The sequence below is a fragment of the Sphingopyxis panaciterrae genome (genome assembly GCF_011762125.1).
GTDB lineage: Bacteria > Pseudomonadota > Alphaproteobacteria > Sphingomonadales > Sphingomonadaceae > Sphingopyxis > Sphingopyxis panaciterrae.
Genome location: NZ_JAASQN010000002.1, coordinates 364,986 through 381,339, shown reverse-complemented (window position 1 = coordinate 381,339; position 16,354 = coordinate 364,986). Strand labels below are relative to the sequence as shown.

17 protein-coding genes and 1 tRNA gene are annotated in these 16,354 nt (G+C 60.2%); 9 read left to right on the top strand and 9 right to left on the bottom strand.

Features of this window, described 5'->3' with window-relative positions; all coding sequences use genetic code 11:
* Positions 1-106 precede the first annotated feature (106 nt).
* The 3 genes from FHR22_RS09420 (at position 107) to FHR22_RS09410 (ending at position 2,034) form a co-directional block, all read left to right on the top strand.
* Positions 107-667, top strand: a complete 561-nt coding sequence (locus tag FHR22_RS09420) for a hypothetical protein (protein WP_166941459.1) — start codon at positions 107-109, stop codon at positions 665-667.
* Positions 651-1,361, top strand: coding sequence for a COG3904 family protein (locus FHR22_RS09415; protein WP_243853629.1), 711 nt, complete (start codon positions 651-653; stop codon positions 1,359-1,361). The genes FHR22_RS09420 and FHR22_RS09415 overlap by 17 nt, the downstream gene beginning before the upstream one ends.
* A 70-nt stretch (positions 1,362-1,431) precedes the next feature.
* Positions 1,432-2,034 (top strand): HD domain-containing protein, encoded by a 603-nt coding sequence (locus tag FHR22_RS09410; RefSeq protein ID WP_166941457.1) that lies wholly within the window; start codon positions 1,432-1,434, stop codon positions 2,032-2,034.
* Positions 2,035-2,154: 120 nt separating this feature from the next.
* On the opposite strand, the gene FHR22_RS09405 is transcribed toward FHR22_RS09410, so the two are convergent.
* Positions 2,155-2,955 (bottom strand): enoyl-CoA hydratase-related protein, encoded by an 801-nt coding sequence (locus tag FHR22_RS09405; RefSeq protein ID WP_166941455.1) that lies wholly within the window; start codon positions 2,953-2,955, stop codon positions 2,155-2,157.
* A gap of 386 nt (positions 2,956-3,341) precedes the next feature.
* Between FHR22_RS09405 and FHR22_RS09400 the strand changes: the two genes are divergently transcribed.
* The gene (locus FHR22_RS09400) at positions 3,342-4,178 is read left to right on the top strand and encodes a 23S rRNA (adenine(2030)-N(6))-methyltransferase RlmJ (protein WP_166941453.1); all 837 of its coding nucleotides are present in this window, start codon (positions 3,342-3,344) and stop codon (positions 4,176-4,178) included.
* Here the strand turns inward: FHR22_RS09400 and FHR22_RS09395 are convergent.
* Positions 4,175-4,495, bottom strand: coding sequence for a hypothetical protein (locus FHR22_RS09395; RefSeq protein ID WP_166941451.1), 321 nt, complete (start codon positions 4,493-4,495; stop codon positions 4,175-4,177). The two genes, FHR22_RS09400 and FHR22_RS09395, sit on opposite strands and share 4 nt — an antisense overlap.
* Positions 4,496-4,812: 317 nt before the next feature.
* On the bottom strand, positions 4,813-5,541 hold the full coding sequence (locus tag FHR22_RS09390; RefSeq protein ID WP_166941449.1) for a hypothetical protein: 729 nt from the start codon (positions 5,539-5,541) through the stop codon (positions 4,813-4,815).
* Between FHR22_RS09390 and FHR22_RS09385 the strand changes: the two genes are divergently transcribed.
* Positions 5,540-7,132, top strand: coding sequence for a peptide chain release factor 3 (locus tag FHR22_RS09385; RefSeq protein ID WP_166941447.1), 1,593 nt, complete (start codon positions 5,540-5,542; stop codon positions 7,130-7,132). The genes FHR22_RS09390 and FHR22_RS09385 overlap by 2 nt on opposite strands.
* Positions 7,133-7,189: 57 nt before the next feature.
* Positions 7,190-7,648 carry a hypothetical protein gene (locus tag FHR22_RS09380; protein ID WP_166941445.1) on the top strand — a complete coding sequence of 153 codons (459 nt, stop codon included), beginning with the start codon at positions 7,190-7,192 and terminating at the stop codon, positions 7,646-7,648.
* Here the strand turns inward: FHR22_RS09380 and dinB are convergent.
* Positions 7,641-8,771 carry a DNA polymerase IV gene (gene dinB / locus FHR22_RS09375; protein ID WP_166941443.1) on the bottom strand — a complete coding sequence of 377 codons (1,131 nt, stop codon included), beginning with the start codon at positions 8,769-8,771 and terminating at the stop codon, positions 7,641-7,643. The genes FHR22_RS09380 and dinB overlap by 8 nt on opposite strands.
* 89 nt (positions 8,772-8,860) lie before the next feature.
* Between dinB and FHR22_RS09370 the strand changes: the two genes are divergently transcribed.
* Positions 8,861-8,934 (top strand) — tRNA-Gly (locus FHR22_RS09370).
* 166 nt (positions 8,935-9,100) lie between these two features.
* Positions 9,101-10,336, top strand: a complete 1,236-nt coding sequence (locus FHR22_RS09365; protein ID WP_166941434.1) for a tyrosine-type recombinase/integrase — start codon at positions 9,101-9,103, stop codon at positions 10,334-10,336.
* 263 nt (positions 10,337-10,599) lie between these two features.
* Here the strand turns inward: FHR22_RS09365 and FHR22_RS09360 are convergent, their stop codons facing one another.
* Entirely contained in the window at positions 10,600-10,824 is a 225-nt protein-coding gene (locus tag FHR22_RS09360) for a helix-turn-helix domain-containing protein (protein ID WP_166941432.1), read from the bottom strand.
* A 166-nt stretch (positions 10,825-10,990) separates the two neighbouring features.
* Between FHR22_RS09360 and FHR22_RS09355 the strand changes: the two genes are divergently transcribed.
* Positions 10,991-11,656, top strand: a complete 666-nt coding sequence (locus FHR22_RS09355; RefSeq protein ID WP_166941430.1) for a hypothetical protein — start codon at positions 10,991-10,993, stop codon at positions 11,654-11,656.
* A 22-nt stretch (positions 11,657-11,678) separates the two neighbouring features.
* Here the strand turns inward: FHR22_RS09355 and FHR22_RS09350 are convergent, their stop codons facing one another.
* Genes FHR22_RS09350 through FHR22_RS09335 form a run of 4 tightly spaced genes read right to left on the bottom strand, consistent with a single transcriptional unit; the run spans position 11,679 to position 16,231 of the window.
* Complete coding sequence (locus FHR22_RS09350) at positions 11,679-12,428, bottom strand: DUF6339 family protein (protein WP_166941428.1); 750 nt, start codon at positions 12,426-12,428, stop codon at positions 11,679-11,681.
* The gene (locus FHR22_RS09345; RefSeq protein ID WP_166941426.1) at positions 12,425-13,261 is read right to left on the bottom strand and encodes a hypothetical protein; all 837 of its coding nucleotides are present in this window, start codon (positions 13,259-13,261) and stop codon (positions 12,425-12,427) included. The genes FHR22_RS09350 and FHR22_RS09345 overlap by 4 nt, the downstream gene beginning before the upstream one ends.
* A complete protein-coding gene (locus FHR22_RS09340) occupies positions 13,251-15,209 on the bottom strand; it encodes a hypothetical protein (RefSeq protein ID WP_166941424.1) in 1,959 nt (652 codons plus the stop codon). Before FHR22_RS09340 ends, FHR22_RS09345 begins: the two co-directional genes overlap by 11 nt.
* A complete protein-coding gene (locus tag FHR22_RS09335) occupies positions 15,206-16,231 on the bottom strand; it encodes a DNA (cytosine-5-)-methyltransferase (RefSeq protein ID WP_166941422.1) in 1,026 nt (341 codons plus the stop codon). Before FHR22_RS09335 ends, FHR22_RS09340 begins: the two co-directional genes overlap by 4 nt.
* Positions 16,232-16,354 lie beyond the last annotated feature (123 nt).

The window sequence follows — 16,354 nt, the reverse complement described above, 5'->3', positions numbered from 1 at the left end:
GGATGAGATTTCGCCAGGAGTTGATGAAAATCACAGCGAGTGGCATGAACGCGCGCTAACAGGGCCGCGCAATGTCCGATCGGGACGGCGATTTGGGGTAAGGCGGATGACACGCAAGATATGGGGAGTTCCGGCGGTGCTGGCGGCATGCATGCTCGCGGCCGCACCGGCGCAGGCGCAATTCGGCGGTCTGCTGCGCAAAGTGACGACACCGGCGCCGAAACCGAGCGAAGACGGCAATGGCGGCTGCCCGAAGGGCAAGAAGGGCAGCAGCATCGGCCGCAACATCCTGGGCAATGTGCTGAACGATGCCGTCGGCGACGTCGCGAGCAAGGCCGGCGTCTATAGCTATGTACCGATTGCCGAGGTCAGCGGGACGCTGACCGATGCCATCGCCTGCCGGCTCGATCCCGGCGAGCAGGTACAGGCGGCCGCTGCGACCGAGGAAGTGACGCGCGGCGAGAAGGTCGGCGCAACCGCCAACTGGACGAGCGAGACGCGGCCCGAAGTCAGCGGATCGTCGACGGTGGCGTCGATCAATAGCGAAAGCGGCGGGCGCAAATGTATGAACGTCAATGATTTCATCATCGTCGACGGCGAAGAAACGCAGGTCAGCAAACGGATGTGCAAGGGGCCGGGCGACACACGCTATGTCCTTGCGGCCTAAACTCTTCCGGCTGGCGCTGTCGGCCTTCGCGCTTATGGGCTTTACGGCTGCGAGCGGGATGGATCCTGCGAACCCGACCTGTCCGCTCACCCCGAACTGGTCGGGCAACCCGACCATGACCCTGAAGGTCGAAAAGCGCGGCCGCATGAAGGTGATGCTCGCCGAGGGACGCATCGATGCCGGATTGCCCGACCGGCTTTCCGCCGCGCTGAAGGCCGACCCCGACGTCGAGGAAATCTGGCTGCGGTCGCCGGGCGGCGACGCCCGCGCCGGTAATGCGGCCGGTCGCATCATCCGCGGCAATCCGGGCATATTGACGCGGGTGCCGACCGGCTGGACCTGTTTCAGCGCCTGCAATTTCGTGTTCATGGGCGGCCTGCCGCGGGTTATCGATCCGGGCGGGGTTTTCATGGTGCATATGTTCACCCGCACCGGCGACCGATCGACGATCGACATGAGCGTCGCGATGGGAACCGAAGCGACGCGCGAACTGATCGGCGGCATCGAACAGGATTCGGCGTTGCTGGCGAGCGAGGACAACGCCTTCCTGATCAAGATGGGCGTGTCGCGCAAATTGCTGACCGACATCATGTATCAGCAGCAGGCGGTGGCAACCGAGGAGGACAAGTCGACCCGCCGCTGCCTGACTCTCGACGAGGCGCTCAAATATGGCGTGACCTACGCGCCCGAATGAGGCGCATGCGGACAAGGTTGCATTCAGCAACGAATGGCCTAGGCTGGCAGCCAAAACAGGAGAGGCTGCCATGACCGAGATGACGCACGATCACGCCAAATTTCGCTCGATGATCGACGGGACGAAGGATGATTGGGACATCATCGCGCGTGAGCAGAAGGAGTTCGCACCCAACAACGGCGCGCGCATTCTCGAGCATCTGAAGCTGCTCGGCGGCGACTATGGCGGCTTTCCGGTCGACCGCCTCGAACATTGCCTGCAGACGGCGACGCGCGCGCACCGGGACGGCCGCGACGAGGAATATGTCGTGATGGCGCTGCTCCACGACATCGGCGATACGCTGGGCGCGTTCAATCATCCCGACGTCGCGGCGGCGATCCTGAAACCCTTCCTGTCAGAAGAGAATCTGTGGATCGTCCAGCACCACGGGGTTTTCCAGGGCCATTATTTCTTCCATTATCTGGGGCTCGACCGCGATATGCGCGACCAGTTCCGCGACAGTCCCCATTATGCGGCGTGCGCCGAATTCTGCGAAAAATATGACGCGCCGGCGTTCGACCCCGACTATGACAGCGAACCGCTGGCGTTTTTCGAACCGATGGTGAAGCGGCTCTGCTCCTACCCCAAGGCGAGCATCTACAAGAAGGTGATGGTCGAGGAGGCGGCGGAGTAGCCTACCTAAATTCTGCTTGCCCTGAGATCGTCCAAGGGCTGTTCTTTCTTCGATGTCGGAAGAAGGAAAAGCGGTGCTTCGACGGCCTCAGCACGAGCGGGTTTGAGGGACTGACGCGTTTTACTTACCCTTGAACGCGGTCTTGCGCTTTTCCTGGAAGGCCAGCACGCCTTCGACCGCGTCCTCGCTGTTGCCCGCGATGAACTGGCCCGTCGCCTCGGCGTCGAGCGTTTCCGAAAAGCTTTGCGACAGGCCGGCGCGCAGGATTTTGCGCATCGTGCCGAGCGACACCGTGGGGCCCGTGGCGAGGCGCGTCGCAAGCGCGCGGGCTTCGGCCAGCAGGTCGGCGTCGTCAACGCATTTGTAGACCATGCCCCAGTCGGCCGCCTGTTCGCCGCCGATCTTCTCGCCCAGCATCATCATTTGCAGCGCGCGCGGCACACCGATCAGGCGCGGCAGCAACCACGACGACCCGCCGTCGGGGACGAGGCCGATGTTGACGAAGGCCTGCAGGAAATAGGCGCTTTTACCGACGAGGGTGAAGTCGCCCGACAGCGCGAAGCTGCACCCGACACCCGCGGCGGGGCCGTTGACCGCGGTGACGACGGGGATGTCGAGGTTGGCGAGCGCGAGCAGCATCGGGTTATAATGGTTGCGCAGCGCCTTGCGGCTGTTGGCGCCGCCGCTGACCGCCGACGCGGCGCGGTCGCCGCCCAGATCCGCGCCCGAGCAGAAACCACGGCCTTCGCCGGTGATCAGCAACGCGCGCGCGCCGAGACCGGGCAAGTGGTCGAGCGCGTCGCGGATCTCGTCGGCCATCGCGGGCGGCATCGAGTTCAGGCGTTCGGGGCGATTGAGCGTGATCGTCGCGACATGGTCGGCGATGTCGAGCTTGATCGTTTCGAAGGTCGGGATGGTCATGGGGAAGAAATCCTCTCGGCTCTGCTTCGGTCTTTACCTTTACGTTCACGTAAAGTTGTGACCGATTTGACGGACGAGCGCAAGAGGGATGGGAGGGAGGGCCGGTTTCGACCGATCCAGGTCATTCGATATCGAGCGGGTGCAGGTCTGCTACTGACAGACGTGAACGTCGGAGCGCCGCAGTTCTGCTAGTGCGGTGTTATAGGAACGTTCGGCCGACATCGGGCGATCGGGCGCTAACGCGGCCTTAAGGCCTTGCGCAGAATGCTTTGAAGGTTTCCGCCCGACTCTGTACGGGCACCGGATTGTTTGCTTCCATCGCCTCGCGCACGGCTTCCGCGCCCAGCCGTTCGCATGAAAGCGGATCGCCAGGATTTTGAATTACGATGAATTATCGCCATAGCTTTCATGCTGGCAACAGCGCCGATGTCGTGAAGCACAGCCTGTTGATCGCCCTCGTGCGGGCCTTGCAGCAAAAACCGGGCGCACTGACCCTGATCGACACCCATGCCGGCTGCGGGCTGTACGACCTTGGCGGCGATGAGGCCGGGCGCACCGGCGAGGCCACACAGGGCGTGCTGCGGGCCTTTGCCAACCCGAACCCCTTGCTGGACGACTACCGCGCCGCCGTACAGGCGGTGAATGCCGGGGCCGAGCCGCGCCTCTATCCCGGATCGCCGCGATTTCTGGCGCAGCTTCTGCGTCCGCAGGATTTTCTGATCCTGAACGAGAAACATCCCGAAGACGTCTATGCCCTGCGCGGCGCGATGCGCGACACACCCGCCGCCGTCCATCAGCGCGACGCTTACGAACTGTGGCTGGCGATGCTGCCGCCCCGCACCGCACGCGGCGTGGTGGTGGTCGACCCGCCCTACGAGCAGACCGATGAACGCGCCCGTATCACCGCTACTCTCGCCGCCGTCCACCGCAAATGGGCGCATGGCGTGACGGTGATCTGGTATCCGCTGAAGGACCGCGCCACGCATGTGCGGTGGAAGCAGCAGCTGCGGAAACTCGGAATCCCGAAGTTTCTGGCGGTCGAGCATTGGCTGTACGACAGCGATCAGCCCGACATTTATAACGGCGCGGGCCTTTTCATCGTCAACCCGCCCTACGCCTTCATGCAGGCGCTGCCGCCTCTGCTGGAAGCCCTGCGCGCCGCGCTGGCGCCGGAGGGGCACAGGGGAGAGATCAGGGCCGATTGGTTGGGCGATTGCGCTTAGTCGCCGCTGGCATCAACGATGAAGACCGTGGGCTTGCCGCGTGAAGCCGGGTTCCATCCTGCCGACAATGCCGCCCGGACCCCTCGCGAGGCTATCGCGTCGTTGATGTGCGAACGCCCTTTCGGCAATCCTTTCAACAGGCGCTTTGGCGTCGGAAATTCCAGCACGGCTTCGCGTGGCATATCTCTCTGGCGCAAGGAGACCGTCATGCCCTTCCAGCCTTCGGAAGAGGACAGTTGGGGCCCGCTCAGCAGTTCCCAGTCATATTTGAGACCATCGATCTCGACGGTGCCGCCGCAGCCGTGCATGTGAAGCATAGGATGCCCTTAGCATGTCAGGCGCGGCGCTCCAGTCGGTTCACATCAAAGATCGGTTACCGCAACGTTTGTCGGCCAGGACAGCCGCTCCGCGGCGACGATATCGACCGTTAGTTGCCGACAGAGATGTGTACCCCGGCGAAAGCCGGGGCCCAGAGTTCCAACGCCAACATTGCGCTTTTTACACAGGGCTCCGGCTTTCGCCGGGGTGCACATTGGAACCGCCAACGTCCGCTCCCCACCCATAGCGGCACCATCGGTCGCCAAAAAAACGCTGGCCTACTTATCGCGCCATGTTAGCACCAGCCTCACGCGCGCTATTCGCTCTGCAGCTTCCGAAAGCGCATGTCTCCCTCGGCCCGATGGAGGATCGTGCGTCCATCCTCGCCGGCTGCCAAACACGCGCCGTCGAAGGCGACGACGCCGATGTCGTTGGGGATCAGCGTCACATGCAGTTTGCCGTCGTCAGCCGCGGCGAGTTCGTAGCGCGGGGCGGTGACGTCGTAGATCGGTTCGCGCACCTCGATCCAGCGGGGGATGCGCTTGTCGTCCTCGGGCAGGTTCCAGCCATAATTCTGCGTATAATCCTCGACCGGATCGCCGCTGTCGAACCCGATGGTGAAGGTGACGCCCGCGATGCCGCGGCCGTTGGGCCAGCTCACGAACAGCGTCGGAATCGCACCGTCGACTTCGACCAGTTCGGCCTTTTCGAAGGCGGGCGGCACCGGTTTGGGGTCGGTGGTCAGGCAGATGGTGTCGCCGCGCATCTCCCACCGCCCCTCGGCGCGTTCGTCGAGCGCCCCCGCGGCGAGCATATACTGGAAGCGGCCGTCGTTCCGGATCAGCAAGCCGCCGCCGACGTCGGGTCCTTCGGAGAGGCTATATTCGCCGACGAAGGGCGAATCCTGTGCTTCCTGCGCTGCGGCAGGGGCGGCGATCAGGGCGGCGGCGAGGAAAAGGATGCGCATGTCGTGATCATGCGTCGGCTGCCGCGCCCGCGCCAGCCCTTTCCACATCTCGCGCCACCTGCTAGGCGCCCGCGCCATGTCCAAGCACCCTGATCGCCGCACCTTCGCCATCATCTCGCACCCCGACGCGGGCAAGACGACGCTGACCGAGAAATTGCTCGTCGCCGGCGGCGCGATCCATATCGCCGGCGAAGTGAAGGCGCGCGGGCAAGCGCGGCGCGCGCGGTCCGACTGGATGAAGATCGAACAGCAGCGCGGGATTTCGGTGACCTCGTCGGTGATGACCTTCGAGCATCAGGGGCTGGTCTTCAACCTGCTCGACACCCCGGGGCACGAGGATTTCAGCGAGGATACCTATCGCACCCTGACCGCGGTCGACAGCGCGGTGATGGTGATCGACGCCGCAAAAGGCATCGAGCCGCAGACGTTGAAGCTGTTCGAGGTCTGCCGCCTGCGCTCGGTGCCGATCATCACCTTCATCAACAAGGTCGACCGCGAAGGCCAGACGCCTTTCGAACTGCTCGACGAGGTCGCCGACCGGCTGGCGCTCGACGTGTGTCCGATGAACTGGCCGGCGGGCATGGGCGGGCAGTTCGAGGGCATCTACGACCTGATGGACCCGGCGCTGATGGTGCCGGGCGGCGACGCGTCGCGCATGTACGAGGGTGAGCGGATCGCGGTTGAAGGGCTCGCCGACCCGGCGCTTGCGGCACGGCTTTCGCCGCGCGCACTGGCGCTGCTCGAAGAAGAAACCGAACTCGCATCGGCCTGCTATGCGCCCTTCGATGGCGCTGCCTATCGGGGTGGTGACCTGACCCCGGTCTTCTTCGGATCGGCGCTCAAGGAATTCGGTATTGTCGACCTGCTCGCGGGGCTTGCGACCCACGCACCGGGGCCGCAGCCGCAGCCCGCCGAGCCCGCGCCGGTGCAACCTGATGACAATGCCGTCACCGGCTTTGTGTTCAAGGTGCAGGCGAATATGAACCCCGCGCACCGCGACCGCATCGCCTTCATGCGCCTCTGTTCGGGAAAGTTCGAACGCGGCATGCGCCTGATGCAGGGCGGGACGGGCAAGGCGATCGCGATCAGCCGCCCGATGCTGTTCCTCGCGCAGGACCGCGAAATGGCCGAAGAGGCGTTTCCCGGCGACATCATCGGCATCCCCAACCACGGCACGCTGCGCGTCGGCGATACGCTGTCCGAGCGCAGCGACATCACGATCACCGGCCTGCCGAACTTCGCACCCGAACTGCTGCGCCGCGTCGCGCTGGTCGATCCGACCAAGACCAAGCAGCTTCGCAAGGCGCTCGACGACATGGCCGAGGAGGGGATCATCCAGGTCTTCTATCCCGAGATCGGGTCGAACATGATCGTCGGCGTCGTCGGCCAACTGCAGCTCGACGTGCTGATCAGCCGGCTCGATGCCGAATATAAGGTCGAGGCGAAGCTGGAGCAGTCGCCGTGGGATACGGCGCGCTGGATCGCGAGTGACGATGCGGCGGCGCTCAAATCATTCCAGGCCGATAACCGCGGCGCGGCGGCGACCGATCGCGACGGCGCGCCGGTGTTCATGGCAAAGGATGCGTGGGAGGTCGGTTATATGACCCAGCGCAATCCTTCGATCCGCTTTACGGCGACCAAAGAGCGGGTGTTCGCGAACGCGGGTTGATCGCATCGCCCGTCTAAGCCACCATGACGTCACTTTTCGGCAGAGGCGGGGGTATCGATGCGCGGATGGATTTTGGCGTTCGCCGCGATAGCGGGCAGCGTGCCGGCGGCAGCACAGGCGAACGATCTGCCGATCGCCAGGGGGTTCTGGATCAATGCAGCCGATCAATGCGCGTCGGCGACCAACGGCTACGCCTTTGACGGCGCGCGCTGGGGGGCCGTTTATTTCTATGGTCCGGGCGGCAGCATGGGCCCTGCCATCGAACTGGAAGCGATAACGCAGACGCGGCCCGTCGCCGGCGGTTTCACCTATATGCAGTTCGGCGGCTATGACGGCGTGGGCTATTTTTATGTGAAGTCGCTCGGCCCCGACCGCATGATGCTGCGCACCGGTGCGCCGGGCCCCGAAGGCATTCAGGTGATGGACGATACGCTGGTCGGGTGCGGCATGGGCGTGCTGTCGGCGAAGATGCAGACGGCGCTCAGACGCGCGGCCCCGGCGCTGCCGGTCAAATAAGGCTGAGCAGGTCGGCGGGCGCGGCGGTGCCTTCGTCGTCGTCATCCTCTTCGCCCTCGAACTTGCTCAACGTCACGCCGAGCAGGCGGATGCCCTGTTCGGTCGGGAGCAAAGGCGCGAGGATCGCCTCGCCAGCGGCGAGCAGCGAATTGCCGTCGAGGATCGGCGCGGCGACCGACTTCGCGCGCGTGATCGTCCGGAAATCGGCGTAGCGCAGCTTGAGCGTCACCGTACGCCCGCGCGCACCCTTTTTGGCGGCGCGATCCCAGACGACGGTGCAGACATGCGCCAGCGCCTCGCGGATCTCGGTGTCGGTGATCAGGTCGTTGAAGAAGGTGCGTTCGCCGCCGAGCGACTTCAGCGGCCGGTTCGACCTGACGCGGCGGTGGTCGATCCCGCGAGCGAGATTATAGAGCCATTCGGCGCTGTTGCCGAAATTTTCGGTGAGCCATAGCGGTTCCTTGCCCGCGAGGTCGGCGCCCGAAAAGATGCCGAGCCCTTCCATCTTCGCGGCGGTGACCGGCCCGATGCCATGAAAGCGCCGGATCGACAGCGTCTGGACGAAGGCGGCGCCTTTGCCCGGCGGAATGATGGTGATCCCGTCGGGCTTGTTCTGGTCGGACGCGAGCTTGGCGATGAATTTGTTGTACGACACGCCCGCCGAGGCGGTGAGGCCGGTTTCGGCCCGGATGCGCTGGCGGATCAGCTTCGCGGCGGCGGTCGCGCTGCCGAGTCCGGCCTTGTCGGCGCTGACGTCGAGATAGGCCTCGTCGAGCGAGAGCGGCTCGACCTCGTCAGCATAGTCGCGGAAGATCGCGCGAATCCGGTGCGAAACCTCACGATAGACCTCGAAGCGCGGCGGCACGAAGATCAGGTCGGGGCACTGGCGCTTTGCGGTGATGCTGGGCATCGCCGAGCGGACGCCAAATTTGCGCGCTTCATAGCTTGCCGCGGCGACGACGCCGCGCCGTGAAGAACCGCCGACCGCGACAGGCTTGCCGCGTAGCGCCGGGTCGTCGCGCTGCTCCACCGACGCGTAAAAGGCGTCCATGTCGACATGGATGATCTTGCGGACCGGGACGTCCGCAGGTTCGTCAGGGGGCTGGTCATCGCCGTCTTCCACGGTCCATGTTTAGCATGTTGCCAAGATGTTCTCAATGACGCGCTTGACGGCGGCCGGTCAAAATGGCAATCGCCGCCGACCTTGGTGATGCGGGTATAGCATAGTGGTAATGCTCTAGCCTTCCAAGCTAGCTAGGCGGGTTCGATTCCCGCTACCCGCTCCAAATTCTTGACCGCCACCATCCGGCCAAGACTTTACAAATCGCAGAAATCAGGCATATTTGAGTGGGTTGTAGCCGTCAGCGTTCGCGAATGCTCGTTGGCAATCAGCTCGGATTGGGGGCCTAATTGGGGCCTTTTGATTCGGGTCGTTAGAAAAGGCCCCCAAAAATGCCGCTGACCGACATCGCAATTCGTAACGCAAAGCCCCGCGACAAGCAGTACAAATTGGCGGACAGCGGCGGCCTGTATCTCCTGATTACGCCTCCAGGAGGCAAGCTATGGCGCCTGAAATTCAGAGTTAGCGGCCGCGAAAGGAAGCTAGCGATAGGCAGCTACCCCGAAATCGGCCTGAGCGAGGCCCGCAAACGGCGCGACGAAGCTCGCGAATCGCTGGCCATGGGCAAGGATCCGGCACGCGAAAAACAACGAGACAAGATTCGCGCCCGTTTGCAGGCTGAGAACACGTTCGCCGGGATCGCTGCAGAATATTGCGAGAAGCGTAAACGCGACGGACATAAAGCGTGGGCGCCGGCAACTGCCGTTCGCAGCGAATATCTTGTGGGTCTGCTCAATAAGTCGATTGGGCATATGCCCATTAGCGAAATAGAACCTGCGGACGTGCTGGCCGCGATTCGGAAGGTCGAAGCTAAGGGCAACCTTGAGAGCGCGCGCCGTATGCAGCAGCTTGCCAGCGCGGTCTTTCGCCACGCGGTAGCGACGGCGCGACTGGCATCTGACCCGACGCGTGACCTGCGTGGCGCTCTGACTGCCCCCAAAGTGACCCACTATGCCGCTATTACCGACCCCAAGGGGGTTGGCGATCTGTTGCGCGCAATCGATGGCTATGAAGGTCAAGGCATCACAAAATTCGCTTTGCAGCTTGCGCCGCATGTGTTCGTGCGTCCCGGCGAGTTGCGGCACGCCGAATGGGCCGAGATCGATTTTGAAGCGACCGTTTGGGCGATCCCAGCAAGCAGGACGAAAATGCGGAGGGTGCATCATGTTCCATTGTCGCGCCAAGCCGTCGAGCTACTCCAGCAAGTACACGCTATCACTGGTCCATCAGGCTATGTCTTTCCTTCGCTTCGGACTCGCTTGCGCCCGATGAGCGAAAATACGCTCAACGCCGGATTGCGGCGGCTGGGATATGCCAGCGACGAAATGACCGCCCACGGCTTCCGAGCGATGGCTTCCACGCTCCTGAATGAGTCAGGCAAATGGTCGCCCGATGCGATCGAGCGGGCTTTGGCACATGGCGAGAGCAACAAGGTACGGGCTGCATATCATCGCGGCGCCCATTGGAATGAGCGGGTGGATATGGCTCAGTGGTGGAGTGATCACCTCGACATGCTTCGCGACGGCGCCGAAATCCTGCCCTTCCAAAGGAAGCCAGCGCAAGGGTAGGCTATTTACCTGCCAAAAGTGCATTTACGGTGCACCCATGCAGTGGTGCTGATGGCATGGATATTATCTTAAATACAATTGCTTATAACCCATTGGGCGCGTTCCAAAAGTGGTCCAAAATAGGGAGTAAATGATAGGCGGGCGTGGTGCGCTAATTGTGCGCGGCCCGCGATGCTAAACCCGCTAAATTGCTAAGGCTATTGCTGATGGCCGGTTGCCTTGGATGGCGCGCGCATTCGGGCAAGATGCGCCGTAGCGAGGGGCTAGGACTTAGCTTTGGGGCTTGGCGAGAGCAGGCAATGAGGCTCGATTTCCAAAGCCTCTGCAAGCCGACCAAGCGCGCGCACCGATGGGTTGCGGGTGCCTCGCTCCAAATCGCTGACATAGCTGCGCTCCATCTCGGATTCCAGCGCAAGCTGCTCTTGGGTCATGCCCTTGAGCTTCCGGTAGCGCCGGACATTTTCGCCAAGGAGTTGGACCACATCCATAAGCTGATGTGGCCGCAACGTTCCGGTAACGTCTGTATACTAAACGTGTCATTTGTATGGTGATGCAGATTCACGAGAGTTCGAGGGCCACGGTCATGCGGATGACTTGTCTGAGCCGGTTCGCATTCCGCACGGCGGCAACGGGCATGCGTATGAGAGGGATAGGATGAGCGCTCTTATAAAGAAGGACGATGGCTTCTATTTGGAGGGGCGGGCCAAGCCGACATACACGTATATCGACCTCCCGCGCTGCCTCAGATTTGAGGTGCCCGATTGGACGCTTCATGTAGCGATAAAATCTGATGAGCAGGTTTATGCCGAGAATAACGCGTGGGATTTGATCAGGCCCCGAAGGGCAAGCATGTATGAAATGTCCGAGGATACGTGGTTGTTGCCCATGCAGTTCAGCAGACCTGCCGAAATCACGGTGTCGGCGATGTTGCAAATGGAGCCGGCGCGCTCGCTGGAGATAATTGATGAAGGTGGGTGCCGGCCATTTGATGGAAAAATGCACTTATCTATCAGCGCGAGCGAGATTGGTGGCGGAAGCGTGTGGCATTCGTTACCTACCGATAGCAATCATCCCGATCTAGGTGAGGAAGCCATCTACTGGACCTTAAAGTTGCCGCACCGTGAAATGGAATGGTTGCACGCTGAGCTCACGCGCTGTCCCGGCGCATCTTTGAAGCTCGGTTTGGACTTTGCAGCCTACCAAAGCGTGGGCGAATCTTTTGGTATTGATTCTTGGATGCAACAGACCTTTGCGCTGGAGCCTGATAGCTGGACGCCAATCGTTGAAGCAAAGGTTACAGTTTCATACACAGCCGCTTAGTTCTCTACCGCTCGGATCACACTTAAAGTTCTGCGAGTTGGAGGCGTTCGGCAATAATCCGATCGAGTAGGCGATCAATTTCAGGTTGCCCTAAGCAATCGAGAAGTCGATAACCACCAACGGAGTTTATTTCCATCATCAGTTGCCGGAACGCATTGCGCTCGAAAAGCTGTTGCTTGCCGTTGAACGAACTGATCAATCGCTTAATGATGGCGCCAAAAAGGTTGACGGATTGTGAGACCGTGGGGCGTTCAACAAGATTGGCGCGAACGTCCGAACGGAAGAGGAAGGCGCGTAGCGCTAGATCACGATCCACATTGTCTATGCGTGCGCACAAATGTCCCATCCACCATAGGCGCGAGCCGACTTGGTCGCGTTCGACCTGCCGCTTATCCCGAGCGAACCAATGCTTGGCGATATGCGTGACGGCTGCGCCGGTGTCGTCTGGAATAGGCCAGCGTCGCCGGGCATGATCGAGAAGGATAGTATGGCTAAGGTACGCCCAGAACCGCTCGTCGCGGGCATCGTAGGGACTGAGCGACTGAAGGGCCGAATAAACGATCTCGCAGTTTTCAACCTCGTAAAAGCTGTTTCCACTCGGGGCCTTCAACGAGCCAAGCGCATCTAACTCGATCTCGACATGATGGTCGAATGAGAAGGAAGGGTCCGCTTCGAGATACTCGAAGTTTCCGTTGCGATACGTTTCCAGATTGACTGCAATGGATGCGCGCAATTGCTCAAGAGCGGTAGATTTAAGAAGCCGAGCCTTCATTCCACGGCCTCCCCGAAGAAGTATCGATCAACGATAGAAAAGGGATGACGCATCAATTGTTGCGCAAGCCAAGTTTCAGCGTGTCTATCGAGTTCGAGATGCTGGTCGGCAAGGCGCTGGCGAAAAATTCGTGCCCAGCGAAGATCTTCAGCTTCCTCAGTATTTTTGAGAATCGCGAGACATTGAACAACCGCCCCAAAATAAATTGAATTGAGCAAAATAGAACGCTTCTCTTTGCTATTCCGCGCGTCTGCAATCCGTTCCTTCAATGCAGGACTTACCGAAATCCGGACGCGATCCTCCGATGTATCAACCTGCCATTCATTCGAAGGTACATTTTCGTTCGGTGCGAGATAAAAACAGGAACTGATGGGTTTGAAGGTCTCGCGATCGACGTAGATCATTTGAGGTTCGTCGACTGCCAAAACTGCGCCATTCGGAAATGAAAAAGGCCCGCTACCGAACTCTGAGTTGATCCATGGGCAGACAAAGCCGTCAATATCTTCGACGGCCACGACGTACGGGCAAATGAGGACTTCGCCGCGAAGTGCGCCGGTCGGGAAGCGTTCGCTGAGTTGCGGCTCCTCACTAAGCATCGCCTTGCGAAAGTATGTGTCGCGGCAGGAGATTACGGCGGCGTAGCGCGCTTTCCCTGCTTCTACGAGTGCGCGGATCTCTTCGACTGCGATTGCTATGGTCGCCTCCGCAGTGATTTCAAGCTGATCATCGGACTGGATCAGTTCGGCGACCGTTTGCATGGAGCTATCGATATAGTCGCTCGATCCCGGCCGAAGCACGGGGTAGGGAAAAGCGCGAAGCGGATCAAATTGCATTGGCGACCACCCTCAAAGTCCCGATGAATGGTTCGGCAAGCTCGACCTCCATAACAATACGGGTTCCCGCCACCGCTTCGACTTTCACAATCCGGCCATGCTCGACCTGCCCAACATCGGTGCCCACTGCTGCGAGCGCATAGTTGGTGTCGGTACCTGAGTCCTGCAATTCGATGACCAGTTGTCCGTTGGTTGAAGGTGTAAACGCTACGCGCCGTTTTGCGGGAGCAAGTGGAACGGCGCGGACATCAGCAAGGGGGAGCCCAGTAAAGAGGGTTCGTTGCGGCAACGCTGAACCTTTAGCCGGACCGCCACCCGCGCCCTCAGCTTGAGGGTCATCACCCTTCGCAGCCTCGTTGTGCGCAGTGCCATCCTTATTGTCCAACGTTCCACCCTGCTCGCCGGAATCGGGTCCGCCGTCGAGTCCTGTTGTTCCTTCGTCTTCGGGATTCTGATCGGAAGCACCCACGGCCGCGCCACCCCGGTTGGGCTTCGCTTTGATTGCGCGCGCTCGAAGGATTATCCGTCCGGTCGGATTTTCCTCACGGCGGCTACCCTCGCCCTCCTCCTCTTCATCACCAAAATAGTCGGCCAGCTCGTCAAGATTGGTCTCCTCCTGAACGGGGTCTTTGGCGTGTCGGATCAGCATCTTGCGAACCCACTCCGCGAGCTCGCGGAGCGCCGTACGCCCCACAGCGCGACGATCTGGTGGCAAGCGGTCAGGCTCGAAGGCATCGTGACGTGGAGGTTCCATCGCGCGCAAAAGCGACAGCCCCTTTTCCGCCGTGCATTCCAGAACAGCGGCGAATTCTTTAAAATCGCTGAACCGCTTGAGTCCGGGCAACCCCTCAGTAATGAGCATTCCGTTGCGCAAAACCGCAACCCTTTTAGGTAGGTTCTCCCCGACAAGGATACGTAGTTCGCACGTCCCTAGGTGAAGATTTTCTGTTTTGGCTAGTTCGACTTCTGCTCCGCCTTTGAGTGTATTCAGATAGTCGGCGACATTGCTAAAAAGTTCGGGCTCGCCGGGCTGATCGGCAATCGAAGAGCGGACCGCGTCATTACCGAGCACATCGTCAATCGTTTCCGCCGAAATCTTGGGGCCGTCCTTTATCTCGACCTCCAGTTCACCTCGCCAAATCGCACCGAAAAAATTCTCAACAATGTTGGCCGCCAGCACCTGCTGCCAGCCCTTGGCGGGCGAGAAGCCAATAATCGAAAGCATTGTGCCGCACTGGCCGGTGAGGTCGCCGTTGGCATCACTCATACGTAGCCAATCAGGCACGGCATCATTCAATTCGGTGATGGGAAGGCAGCCTTTTCGACGCCCCCAGAAACCAGTACCGCGACGGGTGGCCCCCTTTGCGTCGAGATGAGACATCAGCACCGATTTGCCTTGAACGTAGTGATGGTGCTTGCCGGAGGCATCGCTCCAGATCGTGCTAACAAAAACTGTTCGAAGTTCGGATACTGCAAACGGAGCGAACTTTCCGATGCCATAAGAGCCGGTTGATGTTCCTGGCTTCTGACTTTGTCCTGTGGCTTTCAGCATGGCAAAAAATGGCGTGCCGTTTTCGCAGGGCCCGCTTAGCCCAGTGGTATTGGCATCGCGAATCTGAAGGATGCTCAGGTCCTTCGCTGAAAGGAGTTTGGAAGCCGCTTCGAAGAATTTCGATGCCTTGTCACTCTTGTCCTTCGCCGCCGCAGTTGTACAGCGACTGATCGCATCAACGAGATCCTTATATCCCGGCAATGTTTTTGCGGGAACTTTGATTAATGCAATCGAAATGCGTGCGGGACTGCCCGTTTTTGCATCGATGGTGTTTTGCGGCACTTCTCGGCCCAGATGTTGAAGCCGATTGCCGGTGAAATGCTCGATACCCGGATCATTGAACCCGTCCCACTGACCGGAATCATCGACAGGGAACTGAAAACCGATATCTTTCACTTCACCTCCTCAAGCAAACGACTTCGAACTCGATCGGCAATTAGCTTTGCCATAGGTACGCTCACGGCATTGCCAACTTGAACGTAGCGCTTTGCGCGGGGCACGTCTTGAGGAAATTGAAAGCCTTCGGGGAAACCCTGCAGATTTAGACATTCATATTCGGTCAGTTTGCGCAAGCCTTGGCAATTCATAATGAACGGCACATTGTGGCCCCCAAGGCCCATATTGGCAGTCAACGTCGGGCAAACGCCGCGCTCCTTGGCGCGCACTTCATATTTGCGAAGCTGATAAAGACATTCACGGTCAGTCACTGTCTTCGATATCATGTCAAAGTACCGATTTTCGGCCGGCAGGTAGTATTCTTTGTCCACCGATCCGTCAAAATCGACCCAGCGGCGCATATCTTTTGGAGTTGCGTTTTGTTCACTTGGAAAATCGAACCGTCCGCTCCGAAAAGTGCTCATGCACAGCGCGACCATGTAGAGGCGCGTGCGCTGTTGCGGAAGCTCGGTCAATTCGTTGGTGGTCAACTCGGCGCAGTTGGCTGGACCGAACCAATACCCTGCTTTTCGGATCGCACGTTCGAGTTGGAGAAACCAAGCGCCACCCTCGCCATAACGGAGGAAGGGCGCATTTTCGAGTACAAGCACTTTCGGCCGATTCTTGCCGAACTCTCCGATCAGCCGAATTATCTCGAAAAAGAGCTGGCCTCGCGGATCATCAAAGCCGCGCTTCTCGCCAGCTTGGCTAAAGCTTTGACATGGAAATCCGGCGTGGAGAACGTCGACTGGCTCTAACGCGTCGCCAGCAACCGTTACAGCTTCGACGCTTTTTTCAAGGAGCCTGACGTGATCGAGGTTCGCGCCATAGGTGCGGGCAGCATGTTCGTCGAACTCCACAGCCCACCGGGTCGCGAATTGCGCTTGCTCAAAACCTAGACAGAATCCTCCGATACCCGAAAACAGAGCGCCACAAGTGAATTCGACTGGGCTTTCTTCACCCGTCTTATCACCTTGTCTCACCCCAGATTCTAACACGTTACAGCTACTCCGAAGCACTCACTGTCAAGCGCTATATCATCTCATAATCGAGCCTGCAGCAGGCTTCTGACCGCGTGAAATGGTCGACGGCCACCGCCCCTTAGT